General features: G+C 74.4%; 20 protein-coding genes and 1 tRNA gene. 12 read left to right on the top strand and 9 right to left on the bottom strand.

All coding sequences use genetic code 11. From position 1 onward, the window contains the following. Nucleotides 1-45: 45 nt before the first annotated feature. Genes ASF50_RS15485 through ASF50_RS15470 form a run of 4 tightly spaced genes read right to left on the bottom strand, consistent with a single transcriptional unit; the run spans nucleotide 46 to nucleotide 4,106 of the window. A complete protein-coding gene (locus ASF50_RS15485) occupies nucleotides 46-1,458 on the bottom strand; it encodes an FtsW/RodA/SpoVE family cell cycle protein (protein WP_056865127.1) in 1,413 nt (470 codons plus the stop codon). Beyond that, on the bottom strand, nucleotides 1,458-2,873 hold the full coding sequence (locus tag ASF50_RS15480) for a PP2C family protein-serine/threonine phosphatase (RefSeq protein WP_082503273.1): 1,416 nt from the start codon (nucleotides 2,871-2,873) through the stop codon (nucleotides 1,458-1,460). Before ASF50_RS15480 ends, ASF50_RS15485 begins: the two co-directional genes overlap by 1 nt. Next, nucleotides 2,870-3,346 carry an FHA domain-containing protein gene (locus ASF50_RS15475; RefSeq protein ID WP_056865128.1) on the bottom strand — a complete coding sequence of 159 codons (477 nt, stop codon included), beginning with the start codon at nucleotides 3,344-3,346 and terminating at the stop codon, nucleotides 2,870-2,872. Before ASF50_RS15475 ends, ASF50_RS15480 begins: the two co-directional genes overlap by 4 nt. Then, complete coding sequence (locus ASF50_RS15470) at nucleotides 3,339-4,106, bottom strand: FhaA domain-containing protein (protein WP_227488770.1); 768 nt, start codon at nucleotides 4,104-4,106, stop codon at nucleotides 3,339-3,341. The genes ASF50_RS15475 and ASF50_RS15470 overlap by 8 nt, the downstream gene beginning before the upstream one ends. Before the next feature lie 174 nt (nucleotides 4,107-4,280). Here ASF50_RS15470 and ASF50_RS15465 point away from each other — a divergent pair. Beyond that, nucleotides 4,281-4,364 (top strand) — tRNA-Leu (locus tag ASF50_RS15465). Nucleotides 4,365-4,740: 376 nt separating this feature from the next. Here the strand turns inward: ASF50_RS15465 and ASF50_RS15460 are convergent. Together ASF50_RS15460 and ASF50_RS15455 are read right to left on the bottom strand one after the other, a co-directional pair. Next, nucleotides 4,741-6,399 (bottom strand): alpha/beta hydrolase, encoded by a 1,659-nt coding sequence (locus tag ASF50_RS15460; protein WP_056905100.1) that lies wholly within the window; start codon nucleotides 6,397-6,399, stop codon nucleotides 4,741-4,743. Between the two features lie 139 nt (nucleotides 6,400-6,538). Then, nucleotides 6,539-6,940 carry a MarR family winged helix-turn-helix transcriptional regulator gene (locus tag ASF50_RS15455; protein WP_228941968.1) on the bottom strand — a complete coding sequence of 134 codons (402 nt, stop codon included), beginning with the start codon at nucleotides 6,938-6,940 and terminating at the stop codon, nucleotides 6,539-6,541. A 146-nt stretch (nucleotides 6,941-7,086) separates the two neighbouring features. Between ASF50_RS15455 and ASF50_RS15450 the strand changes: the two genes are divergently transcribed. From ASF50_RS15450 to ASF50_RS15440, 3 genes are read left to right on the top strand one after another with little or no spacing between them, the layout of a single operon-like run. Beyond that, nucleotides 7,087-9,171, top strand: a complete 2,085-nt coding sequence (locus ASF50_RS15450; RefSeq protein ID WP_056905099.1) for an MMPL family transporter — start codon at nucleotides 7,087-7,089, stop codon at nucleotides 9,169-9,171. 57 nt (nucleotides 9,172-9,228) lie between these two features. Then, a complete protein-coding gene (locus tag ASF50_RS15445; protein WP_200920216.1) occupies nucleotides 9,229-10,569 on the top strand; it encodes an AI-2E family transporter in 1,341 nt (446 codons plus the stop codon). 5 nt (nucleotides 10,570-10,574) lie between these two features. Continuing rightward, nucleotides 10,575-11,846: an MFS transporter gene (locus tag ASF50_RS15440; protein WP_200920214.1), complete on the top strand. Its 1,272-nt coding sequence runs from the start codon at nucleotides 10,575-10,577 to the stop codon at nucleotides 11,844-11,846. Here ASF50_RS15440 and tpx read toward each other — a convergent pair. Continuing rightward, complete coding sequence (gene tpx, locus ASF50_RS15435; protein ID WP_200920212.1) at nucleotides 11,816-12,310, bottom strand: thiol peroxidase; 495 nt, start codon at nucleotides 12,308-12,310, stop codon at nucleotides 11,816-11,818. The two genes, ASF50_RS15440 and tpx, sit on opposite strands and share 31 nt — an antisense overlap. Nucleotides 12,311-12,470: 160 nt before the next feature. On the opposite strand from tpx, the gene ASF50_RS15430 reads away from it, so the two are divergent. Both ASF50_RS15430 and ppsA read left to right on the top strand, forming a co-directional pair. After that, nucleotides 12,471-13,370: a pyruvate, water dikinase regulatory protein gene (locus ASF50_RS15430; RefSeq protein ID WP_056865134.1), complete on the top strand. Its 900-nt coding sequence runs from the start codon at nucleotides 12,471-12,473 to the stop codon at nucleotides 13,368-13,370. Continuing rightward, nucleotides 13,367-15,841: a phosphoenolpyruvate synthase gene (ppsA, locus tag ASF50_RS15425; protein WP_056905098.1), complete on the top strand. Its 2,475-nt coding sequence runs from the start codon at nucleotides 13,367-13,369 to the stop codon at nucleotides 15,839-15,841. The genes ASF50_RS15430 and ppsA overlap by 4 nt, the downstream gene beginning before the upstream one ends. Before the next feature lie 51 nt (nucleotides 15,842-15,892). Here the strand turns inward: ppsA and ASF50_RS15420 are convergent, their stop codons facing one another. Continuing rightward, nucleotides 15,893-17,203 (bottom strand): ROK family transcriptional regulator, encoded by a 1,311-nt coding sequence (locus ASF50_RS15420; protein WP_235557700.1) that lies wholly within the window; start codon nucleotides 17,201-17,203, stop codon nucleotides 15,893-15,895. Between the two features lie 83 nt (nucleotides 17,204-17,286). Here ASF50_RS15420 and zwf point away from each other — a divergent pair, with 83 nt between their 5' ends. From zwf to eda, 3 genes are read left to right on the top strand one after another with little or no spacing between them, the layout of a single operon-like run. Continuing rightward, nucleotides 17,287-18,861: a glucose-6-phosphate dehydrogenase gene (zwf, locus tag ASF50_RS15415; protein WP_082503270.1), complete on the top strand. Its 1,575-nt coding sequence runs from the start codon at nucleotides 17,287-17,289 to the stop codon at nucleotides 18,859-18,861. A gap of 50 nt (nucleotides 18,862-18,911) precedes the next feature. After that, the gene (edd, locus tag ASF50_RS15410; protein ID WP_056905403.1) at nucleotides 18,912-20,843 is read left to right on the top strand and encodes a phosphogluconate dehydratase; all 1,932 of its coding nucleotides are present in this window, start codon (nucleotides 18,912-18,914) and stop codon (nucleotides 20,841-20,843) included. Continuing rightward, nucleotides 20,827-21,507, top strand: coding sequence for a bifunctional 4-hydroxy-2-oxoglutarate aldolase/2-dehydro-3-deoxy-phosphogluconate aldolase (eda, locus tag ASF50_RS15405; RefSeq protein ID WP_082503269.1), 681 nt, complete (start codon nucleotides 20,827-20,829; stop codon nucleotides 21,505-21,507). The genes edd and eda overlap by 17 nt, the downstream gene beginning before the upstream one ends. Here eda and ASF50_RS15400 read toward each other — a convergent pair. Next, nucleotides 21,464-22,372: a hypothetical protein gene (locus tag ASF50_RS15400; protein WP_056865136.1), complete on the bottom strand. Its 909-nt coding sequence runs from the start codon at nucleotides 22,370-22,372 to the stop codon at nucleotides 21,464-21,466. The genes eda and ASF50_RS15400 overlap by 44 nt on opposite strands. A 661-nt stretch (nucleotides 22,373-23,033) precedes the next feature. Here ASF50_RS15400 and ASF50_RS15395 point away from each other — a divergent pair. From ASF50_RS15395 to ASF50_RS15385, 3 genes are all read left to right on the top strand, one after another. Further along, nucleotides 23,034-24,008, top strand: a complete 975-nt coding sequence (locus ASF50_RS15395; protein ID WP_056905097.1) for an SDR family NAD(P)-dependent oxidoreductase — start codon at nucleotides 23,034-23,036, stop codon at nucleotides 24,006-24,008. 85 nt (nucleotides 24,009-24,093) lie between these two features. Continuing rightward, complete coding sequence (locus tag ASF50_RS15390; protein WP_056865138.1) at nucleotides 24,094-24,576, top strand: glutathione peroxidase; 483 nt, start codon at nucleotides 24,094-24,096, stop codon at nucleotides 24,574-24,576. Next, complete coding sequence (locus ASF50_RS15385) at nucleotides 24,573-25,052, top strand: CoxG family protein (RefSeq protein ID WP_056905096.1); 480 nt, start codon at nucleotides 24,573-24,575, stop codon at nucleotides 25,050-25,052. Before ASF50_RS15390 ends, ASF50_RS15385 begins: the two co-directional genes overlap by 4 nt. Nucleotides 25,053-25,058: the final 6 nt, after the last annotated feature.

Genomic DNA, 25,058 nt, shown 5'->3' with positions numbered 1-25,058 from the left:
CGGGGGCGCTGACGGGGGTGGCGCTCGGTCGGCGGGTCGGGGTGGTCAGAGCTTGATCACCTGGGTCGACTCGTCGGCGTCGTCCTCGGCGTCGGCGGTGAGGTCGGGCACCGGGCTCCGGGCGAGGTCGGAGATGCGCAGCAGCAGGGCGATGACCACCCAGTTGGCGACCAGCGAGGACCCGCCCTGCGACAGGAACGGCGTGGTGAGACCGGTGAGCGGGATCAGGCCGGTGACGCCGCCGATGACGACGAAGACCTGCAGCGCGAAGACGCTGCCCAGGCCCGTGGCCAGCAGCTTGCCGAAGCCGTCGCGGGAGATGATCGCGGCGCGCAGCGCGCGCTCCACGATGAGGCCGTAGAGCAGCAGGATGGCGATGACGCCGGTCAGGCCGAGCTCCTCGCCGAGGCCGGCGATGATGAAGTCGGACTCCACGATGGGGATGCGGGTCGGGTCGCCGCCGCCGAAGCCGCGGCCCAGCAGGCCGCCCCAGGCCATGCCGAAGAGGCCCTCGACGTTCTGGAAGCCGGTGTCGTTGGTGCCCTCGCCGTAGTAGGCGAAGGGGTCCAGCCACACCGACACGCGGGTCTGCACGTGGCCGAAGAGCCGCCAGGCGGTGAGGGCGCCGCCGAGGAAGAGGGCGCCGCCGACCACGAGCCAGCCGGGCCGCTCGGTGGAGACGTAGAGCATCACCAGGAAGAGGCCGAAGAAGAGCAGGCTCGAGCCCAGGTCCTTCTGGAAGATGAGGATGCCCAGGCTGACCAGCCACATGCCGAGGATCGGGCCCAGGTCGCGCCCGCGGGGCAGGTCGACGAAGAGCACGCGGCGCCCCGCGAGCGCGAGCGCGTCGCGGTGGAGCACGAGGTAGCCCGCGAAGGCGATGACCAGCAGGACCTTGGCCACCTCGCCGGGCTGGAAGCTGAAGGGGCCCAGCGAGATCCAGATCCGCGCGCCGCGGATCTCGGTGCCGAGCACCGGCATCATCGGCAGCAGGAGCAGCACGATCGCGCTGAGCCCGGCGGTGTAGGTGAAGCGGGTCAGCACCCGGTGGTCGCGCAGCACGACGAGGGTGACCATGAAGAGCACCGCGCCGAGGGTCATCCAGATCAGCTGGTTGCGGGCCAGGTCGGTGCCGTCGACCAGGTCGACGCGGTGGATGAAGGCCAGGCCGAGGCCGTTGAGCGCGGCCACGACCGGCAGCAGCACCGGGTCGGCGTACGGCGCGACGATGCGCACGACCACGTGGGCGGCCACCACCAGCGCGGTCAGCCAGCCGCCGTAGCCGACGATGTCGGCCGGCACCCGCCCCTGCACGCCGATGCCGACCGCGGCGTAGGCGCCGATGCCGACCGCGAGGGCGAGCACCAGCAGGAAGAGCTCGGCGCCGCGGCGGCGCCGGTGGACGAAGCCGATGATGGGGTTGGCGCCCTGCGCGGGCAGCGCGGTGCGGGCGGCCATCAGCGGGCTCCCGCGGTGGCCGGGCTCGACGAGGCGTCGGCGCTCGGCTCGGTGCCGGCGTCACCGGTGCCCGAGTCGGTGCCCGAGTCGCTGCCGGAGTCGGCGGTCTCGTCCTCCATCGCGGCCACCAGGTTCTCGATGATCTGGCGGGCGCCGTCGAGGCTGCCGGCGCTCATGCCCTGGCGGACGTTGTCGGCCTGCAGCTCGGTGAGCCGGTCGAGGTCGACGTTGGTGCGCTCGTAGGGCTCGTAGAGCGAGGCACCGGGCAGCTCGGTGTTGACGCCGCGGTAGATGTAGACGACGCCCTCCTCCTCGCTGACGAAGTACTGCTGCTGGCTCCAGGACCAGGCCGCGGCCGCGGCGATCCACACCAGGCCGACGACGACGGCGGCCACCATCACCCAGCGCAGCCAGGCGAAGCGGGCCGGCGGGCGCAGGGCGTAGCGGGCGGCCTCGGGGTCGATGGGGTCCGACGGGATCGCGTGGGCGTCGGGCGGCAGGCCCTCGGGGATCTCGGCGAGCACGGGCTCGAGCTCACCGGTGTCGCCGGAGCGGTGGCCGCGGAAGAGGCTGGGGCTGCGGGTGCCGCGCGGCACCCGGCGGCGCAGCTCGGCGGCCGCACCGACCAGCAGCGGCTCGAGGGCGGCGAGCTCGTCGGCGCGCTGGGCCGCGCCCGTCTCGTCGAGCACGTCGGCGACGATGCAGGTGACGTTGTCGGAGCTGCCCGCCTCGAGGCTGGCGCGCACCAGCTCGACGGCGGCGTAGTCGGGGGTGCCGGAGGAGAGGATGTCGGCCAGCCGGGCGTCGTCGAGCACGCCGCAGGCGCCGTCGCTGCACAGGAAGAGCCGGTCACCGGCCTCGAGCTCGACGAGGAAGAGGTCGGGCTCGGCCTCGTGGATGCCGTCGAGGGCCTTGAGGATGAGGTTGCGGTGGGGGTGGACCCGCGCCTCGGCCTCGGTGATGCGGCCCTCGTCGATGAGGCTCTGCACGAAGGTGTGGTCGCTGGTGAGCTGGCTGATGCGGCCGTCGCGGTAGAGGTAGGCCCGGCTGTCGCCGACGTGGCCGACGGCGACGCGGTGGCCGTCGAAGAGCAGCACGGTGGCGGTGGTGCTGGTGCCGTTGAGGGCGGGGTCCTCGTCGACCAGCTCGCCGATGCGGTCGTGCGCGCGGTGCAGGGCGCCCGCGACCTGGCCGACCAGGTCGTCGGGGGCCAGCTCGCCGGGGGGCTGCTCGTCGAGGCGGCGCAGCTGCTGCACGGCGGTGCCGCTGGCGATGTCGCCGCGGGCCGCGCCGCCGACGCCGTCGCAGACGCTGAGCAGCCAGGGGCCGGCGTACCCGGAGTCCTGGTTGTCCTTGCGCACCCGCCCGACGTCGGAGATGGCGGAGTAGTCGAGGACCAGCGTCGGGGAGCTCACTTGCGCAGCTCCAGGATGGTCTTGCCGATCCTCACCTGGGTGCCGAGGGTGATCGTGGTCGGCTGCGTGATGCGGACCGTGCCGATGTAGGTGCCGTTGGTGGAGCCGAGGTCCTCCACGAACCACTGGTCGCCGGCGGCGGCGATCCGGGCGTGGCGGGTGGAGACGTAGTCGTCCTCGAGGCGGATCGCCGCGTCGTTGCCGCGGCCGATGAGGATGGGGGCCTGGTCGAGCTCGGCGCGCTCGCCGGCGCTGGAGCCCTCCACGACCAGCACGTGGGTGGGGGAGCCGCGCCGGGGCTTGGCCGCCTTGGCCTTCTTCTCCTTGGGCGCCTTCTGCCCCCGGCCGCGGGCGGCCTCGGGCACGCGCGCGCCGAACATGTCGGAGCGGATGACCGAGATGGCCGAGAGCACGAAGATCCACAGGATCGCCAGGTAGGCGATGCGGACCAGCAGCAGGGTGAGCTCAGACATCGATGCGCTCCTCGACGATGCGGACCGTCAGCGTGGTGTTGCCGATGCGCACCTCGGTGCCGTCGTCGGCGATCGAGCGGCTCATCTTCTGGCCGTTGACGAGCATGCCGTTGGTCGAGCCCAGGTCGTGGACCTCGATGTGGACGCCCTCGCGGGTGCCGATCGTGCGGGCCGCGACGCGGAACTCGATGTGGCGGCGGCTCACGCCGGGGTCGTTGATGCGCAGGTCGGCGTCGTTGCCGCGACCCACGACCACGCCGGGCGGGTGCAGCGGCTGGCGGGTGCCGTTGACCTCGAGGATCGCGCGGGCCCGGCTGACCTGGGTGTGGGTGGCGTTGCCCGTCACGCGCGCCTGCGCGCGGCTGCGGATGCGGAAGCGACCGGTGGTGAGGTCGCCGGACTCCTCGAACTCGATGCTGATCGGGCCGGGGAAGGAGTAGCCCTGAGCGTCGGCGTGCTCCTGGAGCTGGCCGGTGAGGTCGTCGGCCAGCGCGGTGTCGTAGGGCGCGAGGCGGTCGAGGTCGGTGATCGACAGCTCGACGTGGAAGGCGTTGGGCACGAGGCGGCGCTCGCGGGAGAGGATCTGCGCGTTGTTGTCGCACTCGCGCTGCAGGGCGGCCGCGATCTCCACCGGCTGCACCGCGGAGCGGAAGGCGCGGGCGAACGCGCCGGAGATCATGCTCTCGAGCCGCTGCTCGAACTTCTGGATCCCACCCACCGTGTCGCCTCCTTCCCTGGTGTCGGCCCTGGTGCTGGCCATCGTGTCGGCACTGGTCGGTGCGCGGCCCGCGCACGGCAGGCCTAGCGACCCGGTGTGTGCCCGGGTTGCCGACGATCGTAACGGGACGGGGCCGTGCGGCTGGTCACCCCGAGCGGGGGGTCGGCCCGGGTTTGGGGATGGCCTCGCGTCTGGGATACCGTGCAGTCGCTTCACGCGCGAGTGGCGGAATAGGCAGACGCGCACGGTTCAGGTCCGTGTGTCCGAAAGGACGTGGGGGTTCAACTCCCCCCTCGCGCACGTGGACCCGAGGACAGCTCCTCGGGACAGCACGACGACGGAAGGCCGGATCACCCCAGGGTGGTCCGGCCTTCTGCTGTTCCCGGCCCCTCGCCGACGCAGGGGGCGGCGATCGGGGCGGCGGGCGGGTGCCGGTAAATGCGACCCGCCCCCGAGGGCCGGTGCGTGACCGGGTCGGGGGCGGGGAGCGCTTGTTCTGGGTGCCTGACACCTTCATGCCCGGGCCCGTACTCGTTGAAACTCGAAAGATGCAGGTTTTTTTCGAGGTTCTGTTGAGGTCCCGTGTGCGTCGGTCGCGGACGGGCCGGATCGGGCCCGTCCGCGACCTCTCACGCGGGGGAGTGCAGACGTCCGGGGGTGCCCCTCGCCGGGAGGCTCACCCGAAGGGACCGACCCCCGAGCAGGTCCGGTCGGCCGCCGGGGCGACGCCGGAGACCAGGAAGTCCGACACCGCGCGGGTGGCGCAGCGGTTGGTGCCCGTGGCGACGTGGCCGTAGGCCTGGGCGGTGACCAGGCGGGCGCCCGTCTCCCCCTGCAGCGCCAGGGCGCCGGTGAGCGGGGTGGCGGGGTCGTAGCGGTTGTTGACGATGAGCATCCGGTCGGCGGCGTCGGTGGCGAAGGGGCCGCGGTAGGCGTCGTCGCCCGAGCCGGGCCAGCCCACGCACGCCGAGGAGGACCAGGTCCACAGCGGTCCGAAGTCCGGCGCGGCGGCGTCGGCGGTGTCGGCGGCGGTGGGCCAGACGTCGGTGGACGGCGGGTTGACGCTGTCGGAGCAGAGTACGCCGTGGAAGGCGCCGCTGATCGCGATCCGCGCCCGCGCCGAGGTGCCGGCGGCGGAGGGCGTCGAGCCGGCGCGGGCGAGCACGGTCTCGTCGGGGCCGGGGAAGGGCAGGGCCTCGACGGTGCGCGCGGCGGCGCGGCGTACGGCGGCGAGGTCGGCCACGGCCGCGCCGGTCCCGGCGCCGCGACCGCGGGCGTCCTGGGCGCGGATGGCGCGGCGGGCCTGGGCGGTCATCCGCGCGACGGTGGACAGGTCGCCGGCGTAGAGCAGGCCGAGGGTGGTGCCGACGAAGTCGTCGTAGCCCAGCCGGATCGCGCGGCCGAGGGCGCGGTCGTCCTGGAGCCGGTCGGCCACGGTGTCCCAGGCGCCGAGGGCGTCGCCGGCCACGGGGCAGGCGGGGCGCCCGGCCGCGTCGCACGCGGCGAGGCCCGCCACGAGGGCCTCGCGGGAGCCCTCGCCGCTGCCGAGGCGGGTGGTGACGGGCACGGTGGTGCCGGTGCCGTCGCGCCCGGTGGTCCACTCCACGGGGTCGAGGACGCCGTCGACGACGAGCGCGCGCACCGAGGAGGGGAAGAGCGCGGCGTAGGTGGAGCCGAGCATGCTGCCGTAGGAGGCACCGAAGTAGCTGACGGTGTCCTCGCGCAGGGCCTGGCGCACGTGGTCCATGTCGCGGGCGACGTCGGCGGTGCTCATGTGGTCGAGGATCCGGCGGCCCTCGCACAGCCGCCGCTCCTGGGCGTCGAAGGCCAGCCAGCGGTCGATCTGGGGCGACGTGCGGGGGTAGGCCTGGCGGGGGTACCCGACCTGGCCCCGGCCCTCGCAGAGCAGGTCGGCCGTGCCGCCCACGCCGCGCGGGTCGATGCCGACGATGTCGAAGCGGTTGCGGACCGTCGAGCCGAGGAACTGCCCGGCGTAGGTGGCGAACTCGGTGGCCGAGCCGCCGGGGCCGCCGGGGTTGACGAAGAGGGTGCCGAGGCGGCGCGAGGGCTTGCGGGCCGGGACCTTGAGCACGGCGAGGCTGACCGTGGCGCCGTCGGGGGCGTCGTAGTCGAGGGGAGCCGGCACGCGGGCGCAGCGGAAGCGGCCGCAGTCGCGGAAGCGCACGCGCGGCACGGCGCGGTCGGAGGCGGGGGTGTCGGCGACGCGCACGGACGGGGTCGTGGTCGCGGGGTCCGCGCTCGGGGCGGCGGCTGCGCCGCCGGGGGCGGAGGCGAGTCCGAGGGCCAGCACGGCGGCGAGGCCGGCGGCGAGCACCGCGGGGAGGGGTCGGGGGCCTGAGAGGTGTCTTGTCCTGCGCACCTCCGCCATCCTGCTGCCCGGCGACCGGCCTGGCAACAGGCGCCCGGGGTCGCGGGTGGGGCCGGGTGACGCTCGGCCGGTGGTCAGGCGGTGGTCACGTGGTGGGGCGCGGCGCGGGAGGAGGGCCGGTGACGGTCTCGAAGGCCGCGGCGGCGCCGCGCAGGTAGCGGGCGACGACGGCGCGCTCGGTGTCGTCGAGGTCGGCGTCGAGGGCCCGCAGCGCCTCGAACATCGGCATCAGGTGGCCCAGGATCTCGGCGCGCCCGGAGTCGGTGAGGGTGACGACCGTGCGCCGGCGGTCCTCGGCGTGGGGCTCGCGCTGCACGTGGCCCTTGGTCTGGAGCCGGTCGACGACGCCGGTGGACGCCGCGGTGCTGACCTCGAGGAGCCGGGCCAGCTCGGCCGGGCCCATCGGCTCGCGCACGAGGTGCTCGAGGGCCGACAGCTCGGAGTCGCTGACCCGCGAGCGGCGGGCCAGCTCGTGGCGCACCCGCACGGCGCGGTCGACGACGTCGCGCAGCAGCTGGGCCGAGAGGGGACCCTCGGGCGGGGTGGGGGCCTCGGAGATTTTGTTTCACCAACTTAGTGACTAAGGTTCCGAACCAACGCCCGCAAGCCTACGTCGAGCCCCAGGAGCCTGCCATGTCGTCCTCGCTGAGCGACCGCGTGACCGGGGTGGTCACCGGCCGTCGCACCGCCGCCCTGGTGGCCCTCGTGCCCCTCCTGCTCGCCGTGCTCGCGATCCTCTTCGTGGGCGAGGGCGAGCGCGAGGCCCGCAGCACCGACAGCGTGCCGGCCGGTCTCGACAGCACCCGGGGCACCGAGCTGCGCGACGCCCTGCCCGAGGACGACTCCAGCGCGGCCGTCGTCGTGCTGACCGCCGACGAGGGCACCTTCGACGACGCGACCGTGCGCGAGCTCGGCCGGCTGGGCGAGCAGGTCGGCGGCGTGGCCACCGGCCCCGACGGCCCGGTCACCGTGGCCGAGGACGGCACCGCGGCGATCGTGGTCGTGCCGGTGGCGGCGGGCTCGGCCACCGACACCGCCGACGCCGTGACCGAGCTGCGCGAGCGGCTCGACGAGGGCGTGCCCGCCGGGGTGACGGCCCAGGTCACCGGGCCCGCCGCGATCCAGGCCGACCTGGCCGCGGTCTTCGACGGCGCCGACTTCCGCCTGCTCGGCGCCACCGCCGCGGTCGTGGCGATCCTGCTGATCCTCACCTACCGCAGCCCCGTGCTGTGGCTGGTGCCGCTGACCGTCGTCGGCGTCGCCGACCGCCTGGCCGCGGTGGCCTCGACGCAGGGGATGGCCGGTCTGGGCGTGGCCTGGGACGAGTCGACCGTCGGCATCCTCTCGGTGCTGGTCTTCGGCGCCGGCACCGACTACGCACTGCTGCTGATCTCGCGCTACCGCGACGAGCTGCGCCACGAGGAGTCGCGGCACCGGGCGATGGCCACGGCGCTGCGGCGTACGGCGGAGGCCGTGCTGTCGAGCTCGGTGACGGTGGTGCTCGGCCTGCTGACCCTGCTGCTCTCCCTCGTGCCGACCACCCGGGGCCTCGGGCTGGCCTGCGCCATCGGCGTGGTGATCGCCGCAACCTTCGCGCTCGTGGTGCTGCCGGCCGCGCTGGTGTGCTTCGGGCGCTGGGTCTTCTGGCCGCGCGTGCCCCGCGTCGGCGAGGCCCCGCTGGCCGAGAGCGACTCGCTGTGGCACAAGGTCGGCGTGCAGGTGGCCCGCCGCCCCGCCGCCTTCGTGGCCGGGACCCTCGTGCTCCTCGCGGTGCTCGCCGTCGGGCTCTTCCGCATCGACACCGGCCTCGACCAGGCCGAGCAGTTCCTGGAGGAGCCCGAGGCCATCGCGGCCTCGACCCGGCTCGGGGAGTCCTTCCCCGCGGGTGTCTCCGACCCCACCCAGGTGCTGACCCGCGCCGACGGCGAGGAGGTGCTGACCGCCGTCGAGGGCAGCGCCGGCGTGGCCAGCGCCAGCATCGGTGCCAGCGGCGCCGGCATCACCCAGGTCGACGCCGTGCTCGACGCCGCCCCCGGCAGCACGCAGGCCGCCGACGCGATCGAGACCCTGCGCGAGGACCTCGAGGGCTTCGACGACACCCACGTGACCGGCAGCGAGGCCCAGGCCCTCGACGCCGGGGAGGGCGCCGCCCGCGACCGGCTGCTGATCCTGCCGATCATCCTGCTGCTCGTGCTCGGCGCGCTGCTGCTCCTGCTGCGCTCGGTGGTCGCGCCGCTGCTGCTGGTGGCCACCGTGGTCGCGACCTACGCCGCCAGCCTCGGCGCCTCGTGGTGGCTGTTCACCCAGGTGCTGGGCTTCAGCGCCCTCGACAGCGGCGTGCCGCTGCTGGCCTTCCTCTTCCTGGTGGCCCTGGGCGTGGACTACAACATCTTCCTCGTCACCCGCGCCCGCGAGGAGGCCGCGGCCCACGGCTCGCGCGAGGGCATGCTGCGGGCGCTGACCGCCACCGGCGGGGTGATCACCAGCGCGGGCATCCTGCTCGCCGCGGTCTTCGCGGTGCTCGGCGTGCTGCCGCTGGTGGTGCTCGCGCAGCTCGGCACGATCATCTGCGTCGGCGTGCTGCTCGACACCCTCGTCGTGCGCACCGTGCTCGTGCCGGCGCTGGCCGTGCTGCTGGGCGACCGCTTCTGGTGGCCGCGCCGGGTGGGCGGCGACGCGGGGCCGCAGCACGCGGCGCGGCCCGCCCGCACGGTCTAGACGCTCCCCCCACGCGGTGTAGGCCCGGGGGCCCGAGCGCTGACAGGATGGCCGATCGTGACCTCCTCCTCCGAGCAGACCCCCGCCGCGCGCCACCCGGGCGCGGCCACCCGCGAGCAGGAGATCGGGCGCGGCGTCCACTGGCTCTCGCGCTGGACGCTGCGCTGGCTGGTGATCGTGGTCGGCGCCTACGTGCTGGGCGAGGCCGTGCAGTACCTGTGGAGCATCCTGCTGCCGATCATCCTCGCGCTGATCGTCACCACCGTGCTCGCCCCGGCGGCGCACTGGCTGCAGCGGCGCACGCCGGTGCCGGGGGGCCTGGCCGCCGGCCTCGTCATCATCGGTGCCCTCGCGGTGGTGGCCGGCGTGGTCACCTTCATCGCCCCCTCGGTGGGCTCGCAGGTCGCCGACATCGCCGACAGCGCCTCGAAGGGCCTGCTCAAGCTGCGCGACCAGCTGCTGAGCAGCAGCCTGCCGGTGACCGAGGGCCAGCTCGACGACGCCGTGGCCGCCGCCCAGTCGCAGCTGCAGTCGAGCGCCAGCTCGATCGCCTCGGGCCTGCTGGTCGGGGTCAGCGCGGTCACCAACGCGCTGGTCAACCTCGTGCTGACCCTCGTGCTCACCTTCTTCTTCATCAAGGACGGCCACCGCTTCCTGCCGTGGCTGACCCACGTCTCCGGCGGCGGCGTCGGCTCCCACCTCTCCGAGGTGCTGCGCCGCGCCTGGTCGACCCTGGGCAGCTTCATCCGCACCCAGGCGCTGGTCGGCCTCATCGACGCCGTGCTCATCGGCCTCGGCCTGGTGATCGTGGGCGTGCCGCTGGCCGGGCCGCTGGCCGTGCTCACCTTCGTGGCCGCCTTCGCGCCCATCGTCGGCGCCATCACCATCGGCGCCGTCGCGGTGCTGGTCGCGCTGGTGGCCAACGGCTGGGTCGCCGCCGTGATCGTGCTGCTCATCGTGCTCGCCGTGCAGCAGCTCGAGGGCAACGTGCTGCTGCCGTGGCTGCAGGGCAAGAGCCTGCGCCTGCACGCCGGCGTCGTGCTGCTCTCCATCGTGCTCGGCTCGACCCTCTTCGGCGTCGCCGGCGCCTTCCTCTCCGTGCCGGTCGTGGCCGTGGTGGCCGTCGTGCTGCGCTACCTCGACGAGCTGCTGCTGGCCCGCACCGGCCAGGGCCCCGCGCCCCACCGCGGCTCCGACGCCGAGCTGGCCGAGCAGGGCGACGCCGAGCGGGCCGAGATGGACCGCCACGACGACGCGCTGCGCCGCGGCGAGGTCGACGCCGACGAGCTGCGCGCCCGCGCCCACGAGCGCGGCCCCGGCCAGGGTCCTGCCGACGACACGGGCGACGACACCGGCGACGACACCGGCGACGACACCCGGCCGCTGCGCGGCCACTGACCCGGGTGCCCCCCGCCACGACCACGGACGCCGGGCCGCGCAGCTCGCCGGCGTGGGCGCTGACGGTGGTGGCGGCGAGCACGCTGCTGACGATGGGCGTGTGGTTCTCCGCCACCGCCGTCGTGCCGCGCCTCGAGGTCGCCTGGGGGCTGAGCAGCGGGGGCGCCGCGGCGCTGACCATCGCGGTGCAGGTCGGTTTCGTGCTCGGCGCGGTCGGCTCGGCCGTGCTGGGGCTGGCCGACGCGCTGCCGGGGCGGGCCCTCATGGCCGCCGGGGCGCTCGGCGCGGCCGCCTGCACCGCAGGGCTGCTCCTCGCCGACGGCCTCGCGCTCGCCGTGCCGCTGCGGCTGCTCACCGGGGTCTGCCTGGCGCTCTTCTACCCCGTGGCGCTCAAGGAGGTCTCGGCGTGGTTCCTGCGCGGGCGGGGGGTCGCGCTGGGGCTGATGATCGGTGCGCTCACCCTCGGCTCGGCCCTGCCCCACCTGGTGGGCGGCCTCGCCGGAGGTGGTGGCGGCGCCGAGGCCGCGGGGCCAGACTGGCGGGTCGTCGTGGGCGTCACCAGCGTGCTGGCGGTGGCGGGCGGCCTGCTGCTCGCCGCGGTGCGGGGGGAGGGGCCGCACGCGGTGGCCCGCGGCCCGGTCAGTCTCGGCGCCGGCTTCCGGGCGCTGTCGCGCCGCGACGTGCTGCTGGCCGACCTGGGCTACGTCGGGCACATGTGGGAGCTCTACGCCATGTGGGCCGGCGTCGGCGCCTTCCTGCTGGCGCTGCCGCAGGTCGCCGCCCGCCCCGACGCGGCGGCGTACGCCGGGGTGCTGGCCTTCGCCTGCATCGGGGTCGGCGCGCTGGGCTGCCTGCTCGGCGGCGTGCTCGGCGACCGGTGGGGCCGCCCGCGCGCGGCGCTGCTGAGCCTGGTCTGCTCCGGTGGCGCCGCGCTGGTGCTGGCCGCGAGCTACCCGGTCGCGCCGCTGGGGGTGGTCGTGGCGCTCTGCGCCTTCTGGGGCTTCTGGGTGATCGCCGACTCCGCGCAGTTCTCCGCCATGGTCACCGAGAGCGCCCCGCCCGGCAGCGTGGGCGGCGCGCTCTCGGTGCAGCTCGCGCTGGGCTACGCCACCACCACGCTCACCCTGTGGCTGGTGCCGGCGCTGGTCGACGCGGTGTCGTGGCGCCTGGCGCTCGTGGTGCTGGCGCTGGGGCCCGCGGTCGGGGCGGCGGCCATGGTCGCGGCCGAGCGTGGCCGCGGGAGCGCTCAGCCCAGCGCGGCGACCGCGGCGTCGTAGTCGGGCTCCTGGCCGATCTCGGGCACCAGCTGCGAGTGCAGCACCGTGCCGTCGGCGTCGAGCACGACCACTGAGCGGGCCAGCAGGCCGGCGAAGCCGCCGTCGGCCAGCCGCACGCCGTAGTCGTCGCCGAAGGTGGAGCGGAAGCCCGAGGCCACGGTCACGGCCTCGAGGCCCTCGGCGCCGCAGAAGCGCTTGAGCGCGAAGGGCAGGTCCTGCGAGACGCACACGACCTCGGTGTCGGCCAGGTCGGCGGCCCGGGCGTTGAACTCGCGGACGCTGGCCGCGCACACGCCGGTGTCGACGCTGGGGAAGATGTTGAGCACCGTGCGCAGGCCCGGGGTGCGGGTCACCTCCGACAGGTCGGAGCCGACGAGGCGGACCTCGGGAGCGGTGGCGCCGACGGCGGGCAGGTCGCCGACGGTCGTGCAGGGGGTGCCGCCCAGGGCGGTGGTCATGGTCATGGCCAAGGTCTAGCAGGTACGTCGAGCCCGCGGCCCGCGAGGCCGGGTGGGGCCGCGCCGGCACCGTCCGTGGTGGCGGACGTCACCTGCGTCCGGGCGCGGTGCGCGGTAGCCTCCCGAGCACCGCGCCGCACGGGGCGGGAGCCGCTGGAGGGCCCACATGTCGCAGACCGACCCGATCCCGGAGGAGGCGCGTCCCGGGGCCGACGACGTGGTGCCGGTCTTCTTCCTCTCCGACTCCACCGGCATCAGCGCGGAGACGATGGGCAACGCCCTGCTGCTGCAGTTCCCCGACCGCACCTTCGACCGCACGGTCATCCCCTTCATCTCCACCGTCGCCGACGCGCAGGAGGTGGTGGCGGCCCTCGACACCCTGCTCGACCACGGCCAGGCCCCGCTGGCCTTCGTGACCGCGGCCAACGACGAGGTGCGCGCGGAGCTGCTGCGCACCCGTGCCCCGGTGATCGACTTCTTCGGCGTCCACATCGAGCAGGTCGAGGGGCTGCTGGGCCAGCGCGGCGTGCGCCAGCCGCTGCGCCTGCACGGGGTGGGCGACGTGCACCGCTACAACGAGCGGATGGCCGCGGTGGAGTTCACCATCGAGCACGACGACGGGCAGAGCCTGCGCGCGCTGGACAAGGCCGACGTGATCCTGCTGGCGCCCTCGCGGTGCGGCAAGACCCCCACCAGCATGTACCTCGCGCTCCAGCACGGCCTCTTCGTGGCCAACTACCCGCTGGTCGACGAGGACCTCGAGCGCAGCCACCTTCCCGAGCCGGTGCAGCAGTACCAGGAGCGGTGCTTCGGTCTCACCACCACCGTCGACCGGCTCAGCCGCGTGCGCAACGAGCGCCGGCCGGGGTCGCGCTACTCCTCGGCCGAGCAGTGCCGCTGGGAGCTGCGCCGCGCCACCGACCTCTTCAACGCCCACCGGGTCCCGACGATCGACTCCTCCGCGAAGTCGGTCGAGGAGATCTCGGCCCTCATCATCCAGTCCCTGCGCCGCGAGCAGTCCCGGCGAGGCGAGCAGACCCGTCGAGAGAGAGGCACCACCCCATGACCGAGACCTCCACCCCCAGCCCGGCCGGTGAGCAGCCGGCGGGCGGGTCCACCGTCAACGTGCGGTGGTTCTCCGACCTCGGCATGGGCGACATCGAGCAGGTCGGCGGCAAGAACGCCTCCCTCGGCGAGATGGTCTCCCACCTCACCGACCTCGGCGTGCGCGTGCCCGACGGCTTCGCCACCACCTCCGAGGCCTTCCACCACTTCATCGGCGACACCGGCCTCAAGGAGCGCATCAGCGGGCTGCTGCGCGACCTCGACACCGACGACGTGCGGCGCCTGGCCGAGGTCGGCCGCACCATCCGCGAGGAGGTCGTGGCCCAGCCCTTCCCGGCCGACCTCGAGGCCGACGTGCGCGCCGCCTACGACCAGCTCGTCGCCGGCGCCGGCGGCTCCGACGCGGGCGACGGGTCGGGGGAGCAGCCGTCGTTCGCCGTACGGTCCTCGGCGACCGCGGAGGACCTGCCCGACGCCTCCTTCGCCGGGCAGCAGGAGACCTTCCTCAACGTCCGCGGCATCGACGCGGTGCTGCTGTCGATCCGCGAGGTCTACGCCTCGCTCTACAACGACCGCGCCATCGCCTACCGCGTGCACCACGGCTTCGAGCACGACGCCGTGGCCCTCTCGGCCGGCGTGCAGCGCATGGTGCGCTCCGACATCGGCTCCTCGGGCGTCATGTTCACCATGGACACCGAGTCGGGCTTCGACGACGCCGTCTTCGTGACCTCGGCCTACGGGCTGGGCGAGGGCGTCGTGCAGGGCGCGGTCAACCCCGACGAGTTCTACGTCTACAAGCCCGCCCTGCGCGCGGGTCGGCCCGCGCTGCTCAAGCGCGGCATCGGCGGCAAGGCCACCAAGATGGTCTACACCGACGACCAGACCGTGGGCCGCACCACGGAGTTCGTCGAGGTCGACCCGGCCGAGAGCCGGCTCTTCAGCCTCACCGACGACGAGGTCGAGGAGCTGGCCCGTCACGCGCTGACCATCGAGGAGCACTACGGGCGCCCGATGGACATCGAGTGGGGCAAGGACGGACTCGACGGGCTGCTCTACGTGCTCCAGGCTCGCCCCGAGACCGTACAGTCGCGCCGCGGCGGCACGCTCGAGCGCTTCAAGATCGACGCCAAGGCCACCGCGGGCGCCGACGTCGTCGTCGAGGGCCGCGCCATCGGGCAGAAGATCGGCGCCGGCGCGGTGCGCGTGATGCGCTCCATCGACGACATGCACGAGTTCCACGAGGGCGAGGTGCTCGTCGCCGACATGACCGACCCCGACTGGGAGCCGATCATGAAGCGCGCCTCGGCCATCGTCACCAACCGCGGCGGGCGCACCTGCCACGCCGCGATCATCGCCCGCGAGCTCGGCATCCCCGCCGTCGTCGGCACCGGCAGCGGCACCCGCGACCTCGCCGACGGCCGCGAGGTCACCGTGTCGTGCGCCGAGGGCGACACCGGCCTGGTCTACGACGGCGTGCTCGACTTCAGCGTCGAGCGCACCGAGCTCGACTCGATGCCCGACGTGCCGGTGAAGATCATGATGAACGTCGGCACCCCCGAGCAGGCCTTCGCCTTCTCCCGGCTGCCACACAAGGGCGTGGGCCTGGCCCGCCTGGAGTTCGTGATCAACCGCCAGATCGGCATCCACCCCAAGGCGCTGCTCGACCTGGCCGCCGACCCCGACTCGCTGCCGGGCGACCTGCGCGCCGACATCGAGGAGACCATCGCGGCCTACGCCGGGCCGCGCGAGTTCTTCGTGCAGCGCGTCGCCGAGGGCATCGCCATGATCGCGGCGGCCTTCGCCCCCGAGCCGGTCATCGTGCGGATGAGCGACTTCAAGTCCAACGAGTACGCCAACCTCGTCGGCGGCACGCGCTACGAGCCGGAGGAGGAGAACCCGATGATCGGCTACCGCGGCGCGTCGCGGTACCTCTCGGCCGACTTCGCGGAGTGCTTCGCGATGGAGTGCGAGGCGCTGCGCCACGTGCGCGACGAGATGGGGCTGACCAACGTCAGGGTGATGATCCCCTTCGTGCGCACCGTCAAGGAGGCCGAGGGCGTGATCGCGCTGCTGGGCGAGCACGGCCTGCGCCGCGGCGAGAACGACCTGAAGGTCGTCATGATGTGCGAGGTGCCCTCCAACGCCGTGATCCCGGAGGCCTTCCTCGAGCACTTCGACGGCTTCTCGATCGGCTCCAACGACATGACCCAACTGACCCTGGGCCTGGACCGTGACTCCGCGCTGGTCGCCGACGGCTTCGACGAGCGCGACCCGGCGGTGCTGCACATGCTCTCGTCGGCCATCGAGGCCTGCAAGCGCCAGGGCAAGTACGTCGGCATCTGCGGCCAGGGCCCCTCCGACCACCCCGACCTCGCCGACTGGCTGGTCGAGCAGGGCATCGAGTCGATGTCGCTCAACCCCGACACCGTCGTCGACACCTGGCTGCGGCTGGGGGGCGTCAGCGCCGGCTGAGCCGCGGCGCGGCCGGCCTGCGTCGGCCCCCGGCCGGCGGCCCCTGTCTGCTCAGGCGCGCAGGTGCGCGTCGACGGCGGCGGGGGTGAGCGCGGCGTCGATGGCGAGGGCGGCGCAGCCGACCAGCCCGGCCGACTCGCCGTGGGTGGCGGGGGCGAAGCGGAGGTCGCGCACGACCGACGCGGCGGCGCGGGCGTAGACCGTCTCGCGGATGCCCGCGGTGTAGAGGTCGAAGGCCGCGCCCATGTCGCCGCCCACGACGACCAGGCCGGGGTGCAGGAGGTTGACCGCGGTGGCGAGCACCTCGCCGAGGTGGCGCCCGCTCTGGCGCAGCAGCTGCCGGGCGAGGGTGTCGCCGTCGAGGGCGAGCTGCACCAGGTCGCGCACGTGGCGCACGTCGTGGCCCTCGTCGACCATGGTGTTGACCAGCGCCCAGCCGCCGGCCAGCGACTCCAGGCAGCCGGTCGCTCCGCAGCGGCACAGCAGCCCGTCGGCGGCGTCGATGCGGGTGTGGCCCAGCTCGCCGGTGATGCCGCGGCGGGCGCCGAGCAGGCGGCCGTCGGCGACGACGCCGAGCCCGAGGCCGGTGGAGGCCTTGACGACCAGCACGTCGGCGGGCGGCACGACGCCGAAGAGCTCGGAGTGGGCGAGGGCGGCGGTGTCGTTGGCCAGGTGGAGCGGTGCGGGGCAGACCTCGGCGAGGTAGGGGTCCAGCGCGACGCCGTCCCAGCCGCCCATGACCGGGGCGTCGAGGCTCATCCGGGTCTCGGGGTCGACCGTGCCGGGCAGGCTCATCCCGATGCCGGCGACCGGCACCGTGGTGCCGGCGAGCAGCGCGGCGAGGCGGGCGGCGACGTCGGGCATCAGCACGCCGGGAGCGGTGCCGACGACGTGGTCGCGGGTGTCGCCGACGATCTCGCGCCCGGCGAGGTCGAAGAGCCCGAGCTGGCTGCGCGAGCGGCCCACGGCGATGCCGACGACCACCGCGGCGTCGACGTCGAGGCCGAGCGTGCCGGGCGGGCGGCCGCCGGTGGAGGTCGACCCGCCGCCCTCGACGAGCAGTCCGGCGTCGAGGAGGGCGTGCACGCGGGAGGTGACCGCGCTGCGCGAGAGCCCGGTGACGCGGGCGAGGTCGGAGCGGGTGGCGGCGCGACCGGTGCGCACGAGGTGGAGCAGCGCGCCGGCCGACGTACCGGTGCCGCTGGTGCCGCCGGGTCCCGTGTCGGGGAGGGCCGCCGAGCCGGGAAGGGCCGAGGTCGCGGGGGTCGTCGGAGCCGGAGCCTTCATGGCCGGGACCGGGCCGCGCGCGCCGTCGGGCGGGGCGGGCCGGGAGCCCGGGCGCGAGGCGGTGCTGTCGGTCACGACGAGGAGTCAAGCACAGACTTTGTTCACAAAAAAGCGTAAGAGCGCTTGTATCGATCCAAAAGTCCTGCGACCGTAGAGGCATGGACCAGAAGCACCCCCCGCTCGGCGGCCAGCCCAGCAGCCAGCCCGGCACCCCCGCCGGGGCCGCGGCCGCGCTGCCCGAGCACTGCGACTTCACCGTCTTCGGCGGCACGGGCGACCTCGCCTTCCGCAAGCTGCTGCCCGCGCTCTTCCACCGCGACCTCGAGGGCCAGCTGCCCGACGACTTCCGCATCATCGGCGTCTCGCGCAGCGACCTCGACACCGAGGGCTACCAGCAGCTCGTGCGCGAGGCCCTGCCCGGCCACGTCGACCCCGCCGGCCACGACCCGGCCACCTACGACGCCGCCCTCCAGCGCCTGGTCGGGCGCCTGCACCACCTCGTGCTCGACGCCGAGGAGCCCGACGACTGGCACCAGCTGCACGGCCTGCTCAAGGACCGCGGCCGCACCGAGGCCGTCGGCGGCCCCGACGAGGCCGTGCGCGTCTTCTACCTCGCGGTGGCACCGGCCCTCTTCGGGCCGATCTGCGCGCGCCTCGACGAGATCGGCGTGGTCGACCCGACGGCGCGCGTGGTGATGGAGAAGCCGATCGGGCGCGACCTGGCCTCGGCGCGCGCGGTCAACGACGCCGTCGGTGCGGTCTTCGACGAGTCGCAGATCTTCCGCATCGACCACTACCTGGGCAAGGAGAGCGTGCAGAACCTCCTGGTCACGCGCTTCGCCAACACCTTCCTCGAGCCGCTGTGGAACTCCCGGTGGGTCGACCACGTGCAGATCACCGTGGCCGAGTCACTCGGCGTCGGCGAGCGCGGGGGCTACTACGACGGCTCGGGCGCGCTGCGCGACATGGTGCAGAACCACCTGCTCCAGCTGCTCTGCCTCACCGCGATGGAGCCGCCGACCTACGTCGGGCGCGAGACCGTGCGCGACGAGAAGCTCAAGGTGCTCCAGGCGCTCAAGCCGATGGGTCCCCAGGACGTCGACCGCGACACCGTGCGCGGGCAGTACCGCCAGGGGCTCGTCGACGGCCAGGCGGTCGCGGCGTACTCCGACGACCTGGGGCGCGCCGGCTCCCCGACGGAGACCTTCGTGGCGCTCAAGGCCGAGGTGCAGAACTGGCGCTGGGCCGGCGTGCCGTTCTACCTGCGCACCGGCAAGCGGATGGACCGCCGCGTCTCGGAGATCGTCGTGGTCTTCAAGGAGCCGCCGCACGCGATGTTCCCCGGCAGCGAGGGCGCCACCACCGCCAACCGGCTCCACATCCTCGTGCAGCCCGACGAGGGCATGCGCCTGCACCTCACCGCGAAGGAGCCGGGCCCCGGCGGGATCCGGCTGCGGCCGGTGTCGCTGGACCTGTCGTACGCCACGACCTTCACGCAGCGCTCGCCCGACGCCTACGAGCGGCTGCTCATGGACGTCGTGCGCGGCAACCCCACCCACTTCATGCGCCGCGACGAGGTCGAGGCGGCCTGGTCGTGGGTGGAGCCGATCCTCGAGCGCTGGGACGAGCTCGGCGAGCGGCCCCTGCGCTACCCCGCCGGCACGACCGGCCCCACCGCCGCCGCGATGCTCCTCGAGCGCGACGGCCGAGCCTGGCAGGAGACCGACCAGTGAGCACCCCCGAGACGCCCGCCCCCTCCGGGGCGCCCGTGCTGCCGGAGCGGCTGCACCCCGTGCTCGAGGAGGTCACCGAGCGGATCGTCGCGCGCAGCGCCGGCTCCCGCGCGGCCTACCTGGCCCGGATCGCCCGCGCCGCCGAGACCGGCCCCGCGCGGGGCCGGCTGGCCTGCGCCAATCTCGCCCACGGCTTCGCCGCCTCCGACCCGGCCGAGAAGGCCGAGCTGCGCTCGGGGGTCAAGCCCAACCTTGCCGTCGTCACCAGCTACAACGACATGCTCTCGGCCCACCAGCCCTTCGAGACCTACCCGCGGCAGCTGAAGAAGGCCGTCATCGGCGCGGGCGGGCTGGCCCAGGTCGCCGGCGGCGTCCCCGCGATGTGCGACGGCGTGACCCAGGGCCGCGCCGGCATGCAGCTCTCCCTCTACAGCCGCGACGTCATCGCGATGTCGGCGGCGATCGCGCTCTCCCACGACATGTTCGACGGCGCCCTCATGCTCGGCGTCTGCGACAAGATCGTGCCCGGCCTGCTCATCGGTGCGCTGTCCTTCGGCCACCTGCCCACGGTCTTCGTGCCCGCCGGGCCGATGACCTCGGGGCTGCCCAACAAGGAGAAGGCCGCGGTGCGGCAGCGCTACGCCGAGGGCCTGGCCACCCGCGAGGAGCTCCTCGAGGCCGAGTCGGCCTCCTACCACTCCCGCGGCACGTGCACCTTCTACGGCACCGCCAACTCCAACCAGCTGCTCATGGAGGTGCTCGGGCTGCACCTGCCCGGGTCGTCCTTCGTCAACCCGGGCACCGAGCTGCGCGAGGCGCTCACCGACGCCGCGGCCGCCCGCTCGGTGGCCCTGGCCCGCGGCAGCGCCGGGCTCGCCGGCCTGCCGCTGGGCGAGTGGTCGCAGCGCACCGCCCAGCCCGACCGCGCGCCGGTCGGCGAGGTCGTCGACGAGAAGGCGATCGTCAACGCCTGCGTGGCCCTGCTGGCCAGCGGCGGGTCGACCAACCACACGATGCACCTCGTGGCCATGGCCCGCGCCGCCGGGATCGTGCTCACCTGGGCCGACCTCTCGGACCTCTCCGCGGTCGTGCCGTCGCTGTGCCGCATCTACCCCAACGGCTCCGCCGACGTGAACCACTTCCACGCCGCCGGCGGCATCGGCTTCCTCGTGCGCACCCTGCTCGAGGCCGGCCTGCTCCACGACGACGTGCAGACCGTCGCGGGGCCCGGCCTGTCGCGCTACACCCGCGAGCCGCGCCTGGTCGAGGGCCCCGAGGGCCCCGAGGGCCGCAGCAGCCTGGAGTGGGTGGAGGGCACGCCCGCCAGCCTCGACACCGACGTGCTGCGCCCCGCCAGCGACCCCTTCGCCCCCGACGGCGGCCTGCGGGTGCTCGGCGGACCGCTGGGCTCCGCGGTCATCAAGACCTCCGCGGTGAAGCCCGAGCACCGCGTGGTCACCGCGCCCGCCGTCGTCTTCGACGACCAGGCCGACTTCCTGGCCGCCTTCGCCGCGCACGAGCTCGACGACCGCGACTTCGTGGCCGTCATCCGCTACCAGGGCCCCGCCGCCAACGGCATGCCCGAGCTGCACAAGCTCACCCCGGCCCTCGGGGTGCTCCAGGACCGCGGTCACGCGGTCGCCATCGTCACCGACGGCCGCATGTCGGGCGCCTCGGGCAAGGTGCCCGCCGCGATCCACGTCACCCCCGAGGCCGCCCTCGGCGGTGCGCTCGCGCGGGTGCGCGACGGCGACGTCGTCACCGTCGACGCCGAGCGGGGCCTGCTCGGCCTCGCCGACGCCGAGACGGTCCTGGCCCGCCCCGCCACCGGCTCCGCGCCCCAGGGCGAGGACTGGGCCGGCACCGGCCGCGAGCTCTTCTCCGCCTTCCGCGCCACGGTCGGCCCCGCCGACGCGGGCGCCTCGGTGTTCCCGGCGTACGACGCCCCTCAGCAGGAGGTCCCCCTTGCCCAGCACGTCTGACACCCGCTCCTCGACCGGCTCGCCGCTGGCCGCCCCGGCGCCGCTGGCCTCGCTGCTCGACCTCGTGCCGGTCGTGCCGGTCGTGGTCGTCGACGAGCTCGACACCGCCGTGCCGATCGCCCGGGCGCTGGTCGAGGGCGGCCTGCCCGTCATCGAGCTCACCCTGCGCACCCCGGTGGCGCTCGACGCCATCCGCGCCATCGCCGCCGAGGTGCCCGAGATCGTGCTCGGCGCCGGCACCGTGGTGACGCCGGCCCAGGCCCGTGAGGCGCAGGACGCCGGCGCGCAGTTCCTCGTCTCGCCCGGCGCGACGCCGGCGCTGCTCGAGGCGATGCTCGCCACCGGGCTGCCCTTCCTGCCCGGCACGGCCACCGTCTCCGAGGTGCTGGCCGTGCTCGAGGCGGGGCTGAGCGAGATGAAGTTCTTCCCCGCCGAGGCCTCCGGGGGAGCGCCCTTCCTCCGGGCGATCTCCTCGCCGGTGCCCGCCGCCCGCTTCTGCCCCACGGGCGGCATCACCGCGGCGAGCGCGGCCTCCTACCTCGCCCTGCCCAACGTCGGCTGCGTCGGCGGCTCCTGGCTCACCCCGGCCGACGCCGTGAGGGCCGGCGACTGGGCCCGGGTCACGCAGCTGGCTCGCGCCGCCGCCGACCTCCGAGGCGCCTGAGCAGCAGCAGCACGACCAGCACCGCCGGTCCGGCCACGACGACCAGCAGCGCGAGCCGCTCGAGGTCGGCCACGAGCACGTCGTACATCGCGGCGAGCAGGTTGCGGTCGGCCGTCGGGGCCCGGTCGAGCAGCAGCGTGCGCGCCGCGCCCAGGCCGAGCCACACCACGACCGCCGCGAGGGCCGCGCCGACGAGCAGGATGCCGGCGGTGACCATGCGCCGGGCACTGACGAGCAGGGCCACGGCGGCGAGCAGCAGCACCGCCACCGGCAGGCCGAGGCCCGCGGCGTCGACGACCTGGTAGCCCGCGCGGGCCTGGTCGAGCTCGCCGCTCGAGGCCACCGAGAAGGCCGCGTCGAGCCCGGAGGCGTCGACGGTCACCGGCAGGCCCTGCTCGCTCAGCGAGTCGAGCACCGCCTGCAGCAGCGGGCCCAGGTCGACGCTCACCTCGGCGCCGCTGTCGGAGCGCAGCGCGCGCAGCAGCTGGGTGTGCGTGGCCCGCATCGCCTCCTCCCACGCCGGGGGGAAGACGTCGCTGGAGACCACCCGCACCACCACCTGGCGCACCGCCTCGCGCAGCGCCTGCTCGGTGCGCGCTCCCGCGCCGCCCAGGTCGGCTCCGAGGATGTCCTCCAGGGCGCGCTCGGCCCCGCCGACGTCGACCGTGCCGACCGCGAGGTCCTCCAGGCGCACCGCCACCGCGTTGACCACGTCGGGGTCGGTGGCCAGCGGCCCGACCGTCTCGACCCAGCGGTCCTCGTCGTTGACGACCGCGGAGGACCACGCCGAGGTCAGCGCCAGCGGCATCAGGAGCACGGCCACGACGGCGATCAGGTGGGCGAGGGCGGAGCGGACCCGGTTCATGGGCGCGATCGTCCCACGGCCCCGCGTCGGCGTCGGGGTCGGCGACGCGGCGCGGTGGGGCGGCGCGGTGGGGTGGCGCGGTGGGGTGGCGCGGGGCCGGGTGCGGACGTCATGCGGAGGGTGGATGCGCATCCTCGGAACGCATGACGTCCGATGTCGGGCGTCCGACGGCGGGTGNGGGGTGGCGCGGGGCCGGGTGCGGACGTCATGCGGAGGGTGGATGCGCATCCTCGGAACGCATGACGTCCGATGTCGGGCGTCCGACGGCGGGTGGCGGGTGGCGGGTGTGGGGTGACGGGGCGTGGTGGGGTGGCGCGGGGCCGGGTGCGGACGTCATGCGGAGGGTGGATGCGCATCCTCGGAACGCATGACGTCCGATGTCGGGCGTCCGACGGCGGGTGNGGGGTGGCGCGGGGCCGGGTGCGGACGTCATGCGGAGGGTGGATGCGCATCCTCGGAACGCATGACGTCCGATGTCGGGCGTCCGACGGCGGGTGGCGGGTGTGGGGTGACGGGGCGTGGTGGGGTGGCACGGCGCCGGGTGCGGACGTCATGCGGAGGGTGGATGCGCATCCTCGGATCGCATGACGTCCGACGTCGGGCCTCGCGACGGATGACGTCCGACGTCGGGCAGCGGGGGCGGTCTGGCTAGGTTGGGGCCATGAGTCTGACCCGGGTCCTCGACGCCGCGCTCGACCGCTCGGTGGTGCTGGGCTACACCAAGGTGGGCTCCTCGCTGCGCCGCCGCTGGTGGCCCGCCGACCCCGAGCCGGGGTCGATGACGGGGCGCCGCGTGCTGGTCACCGGGGCCACCTCGGGCATCGGCGAGGCGATGGCGGGCTCCTTCGCCGCGCTCGGCGCCACGGTCCACGTGCTGGGGCGCAACCCCGCCAAGACCGCCGACTCCGCGCGGCGCCTGCGGCTGGCCCACCCGACGGCCGAGGTCGTCGAGGAGCTGTGCGACCTCAGCGACCTCGACGCGGTGCGCGCCTGGGCCACCGACCTCACCTCCCGCGTGCCCTCCCTCGACGGGCTGGTGCACAACGCCGGCGTCATGACGACCGACCGGGAGGAGAGCGCGCAGGGCCACGAGATGTCGCTGGCCGCGCACGTGCTCGGCCCGCACCTCGCCACCGACCTGCTCGCCCCGCTCCTCGCGGCCGCCGACGGCTCGTCGGTGGTGTGGATGAGCTCGGGCGGCATGTACGGCGCACGCCTGCGCGCCGAGGACGACGACGCCATCGAGTACCGCACCGGCCGCTTCAGCGGCGTCCAGGCCTACGCGCGCACCAAGCGGATGCAGGTCGTGCTGGCCGACGCCTGGGCGCGCCGGCTCAGCGCCGACGACGTGCGGGTGGAGAGCATGCACCCCGGCTGGGTGGAGACGGCCGGCTTCGCCGAGAGCCTGCCGGGCTTCAACCGGCTCACCGGTCCGCTGCTGCGCGACGCCGAGGACGGCGCCGACACCGCGGTCTGGCTCGTCGCGACCCGACCGGAGTCGCGCCCGGGCCACTTCTGGCACGACCGCGCCCAGCGCCCCACCACCTACGGCTGGCAGCGCTCCGACGACCCCGCGCTGGTGGCGCGCCTGCTCGCCTACGTCGCCTCGGCGACCGGCACGCCCGTCCTCGACTGACCCACCCCGACCCGCACCCCGACCCGCACCCCGACCCGCCCGCCGGGCCGCCACGGCGGCTGGTCCGCGCTGGCAGACTGTCGGTATGACGACCCTCCAGGACTTCTCCGCGCGCAGCATCGACGGCCACGACGTCGACCTCTCGACGTACCAGGGCCAGGTGGTGCTGGTGGTCAACACGGCCTCGCAGTGCGGTTTCACCCCCCAGTACCAGGGCCTGCAGCAGCTCCAGGACAGCTACGCCGGCCAGGGCTTCGCCGTGCTGGGCTTCCCCTGCGACCAGTTCGGCAACCAGGAGCCCGGCGACGACGCGGAGATCGCCGGCTTCTGCGAGCGCAACTTCGGCGTCAGCTTCCCGCTCTTCTCCAAGATCGAGGTCAACGGCGACGGCGCCCACCCGCTCTTCCAGTGGCTCAAGGACGAGAAGTCGGGCCTGCTGGGCGGCAAGATCAAGTGGAACTTCACCAAGTTCCTCATCGGCAAGGACGGCCAGGTGCTCGGCCGCTACTCCCCGACCACCAAGCCGGAGAAGATCGCCAAGGACATCGAGAAGGCGCTCGCCCGGTGACGGTCTTCACCGCGAGGACCTCCGCCGAGGCCGTCGTGGCGGCGCCGCGCCAGGCGATCTGGGACGCGCTGACCGACCCCGACACGCTCGCCTCGCTCACGCCCTTCCTCAAGCGGATCACGCCCGAGGGCGACTCGCACTGGCGCTGGGAGATGACCGGCCTCGACGTGCTGCCGATCGAGGTCGCGCCGGTCTTCACCGAGAAGATGGAGTTCGTCGAGCTCGAGCGCATCGACTTCCACCACGACCCGCCCGCCGGTCGCACCGAGCGGACGGCGGTCACGGGGTGGTACGTCCTGAAGGAGGTCGAGGGGGGCACCCACCTGGCCACCAGCCTCGAGATCGCCCTCGACCTGCCGCTGCCCAAGCTCTCCTCCAAGGTCGTCACCTCCGCGATGCGCGGCGTCATCGACCAGATGGGCGACCGCTTCTCACGCAACCTGCTCGACCACCTCGGGATCGAGCCGAAGGCCTGACACCCG

It is taken from the genome of Nocardioides sp. Leaf307 (genome assembly GCF_001423135.1).
Lineage (GTDB): Bacteria > Actinomycetota > Actinomycetes > Propionibacteriales > Nocardioidaceae > Nocardioides > Nocardioides kribbensis.
The sequence above is the reverse complement of the archived record's forward strand: the minus strand, read 5'-3'. Positions and strand labels throughout refer to the sequence as shown.

Excerpts from the sequence above, each read along its gene's own strand:
- zwf (WP_082503270.1), top strand. The coding sequence starts at position 17,287 with ATGGACCAGAAGCACCCCCCGCTCGGCGGCCAGCCCAGCAGCCAGCCC.
- ASF50_RS15400 (WP_056865136.1), bottom strand. The coding sequence starts at position 22,372 with ATGAACCGGGTCCGCTCCGCCCTCGCCCACCTGATCGCCGTCGTGGCC.
- ASF50_RS15430 (WP_056865134.1), top strand. The coding sequence starts at position 12,471 with ATGTCGCAGACCGACCCGATCCCGGAGGAGGCGCGTCCCGGGGCCGAC.
- tpx (WP_200920212.1), bottom strand. The coding sequence starts at position 12,310 with ATGACCATGACCACCGCCCTGGGCGGCACCCCCTGCACGACCGTCGGC.
- ppsA (WP_056905098.1), top strand. The coding sequence starts at position 13,367 with ATGACCGAGACCTCCACCCCCAGCCCGGCCGGTGAGCAGCCGGCGGGC.
- ASF50_RS15485 (WP_056865127.1), bottom strand. The coding sequence starts at position 1,458 with ATGGCCGCCCGCACCGCGCTGCCCGCGCAGGGCGCCAACCCCATCATC.
- ASF50_RS15450 (WP_056905099.1), top strand. The coding sequence starts at position 7,087 with ATGTCGTCCTCGCTGAGCGACCGCGTGACCGGGGTGGTCACCGGCCGT.
- ASF50_RS15470 (WP_227488770.1), bottom strand. The coding sequence starts at position 4,106 with ATGGCCAGCACCAGGGCCGACACCAGGGAAGGAGGCGACACGGTGGGT.
- ASF50_RS15390 (WP_056865138.1), top strand. The coding sequence starts at position 24,094 with ATGACGACCCTCCAGGACTTCTCCGCGCGCAGCATCGACGGCCACGAC.
- ASF50_RS15475 (WP_056865128.1), bottom strand. The coding sequence starts at position 3,346 with ATGTCTGAGCTCACCCTGCTGCTGGTCCGCATCGCCTACCTGGCGATC.
- ASF50_RS15395 (WP_056905097.1), top strand. The coding sequence starts at position 23,034 with ATGAGTCTGACCCGGGTCCTCGACGCCGCGCTCGACCGCTCGGTGGTG.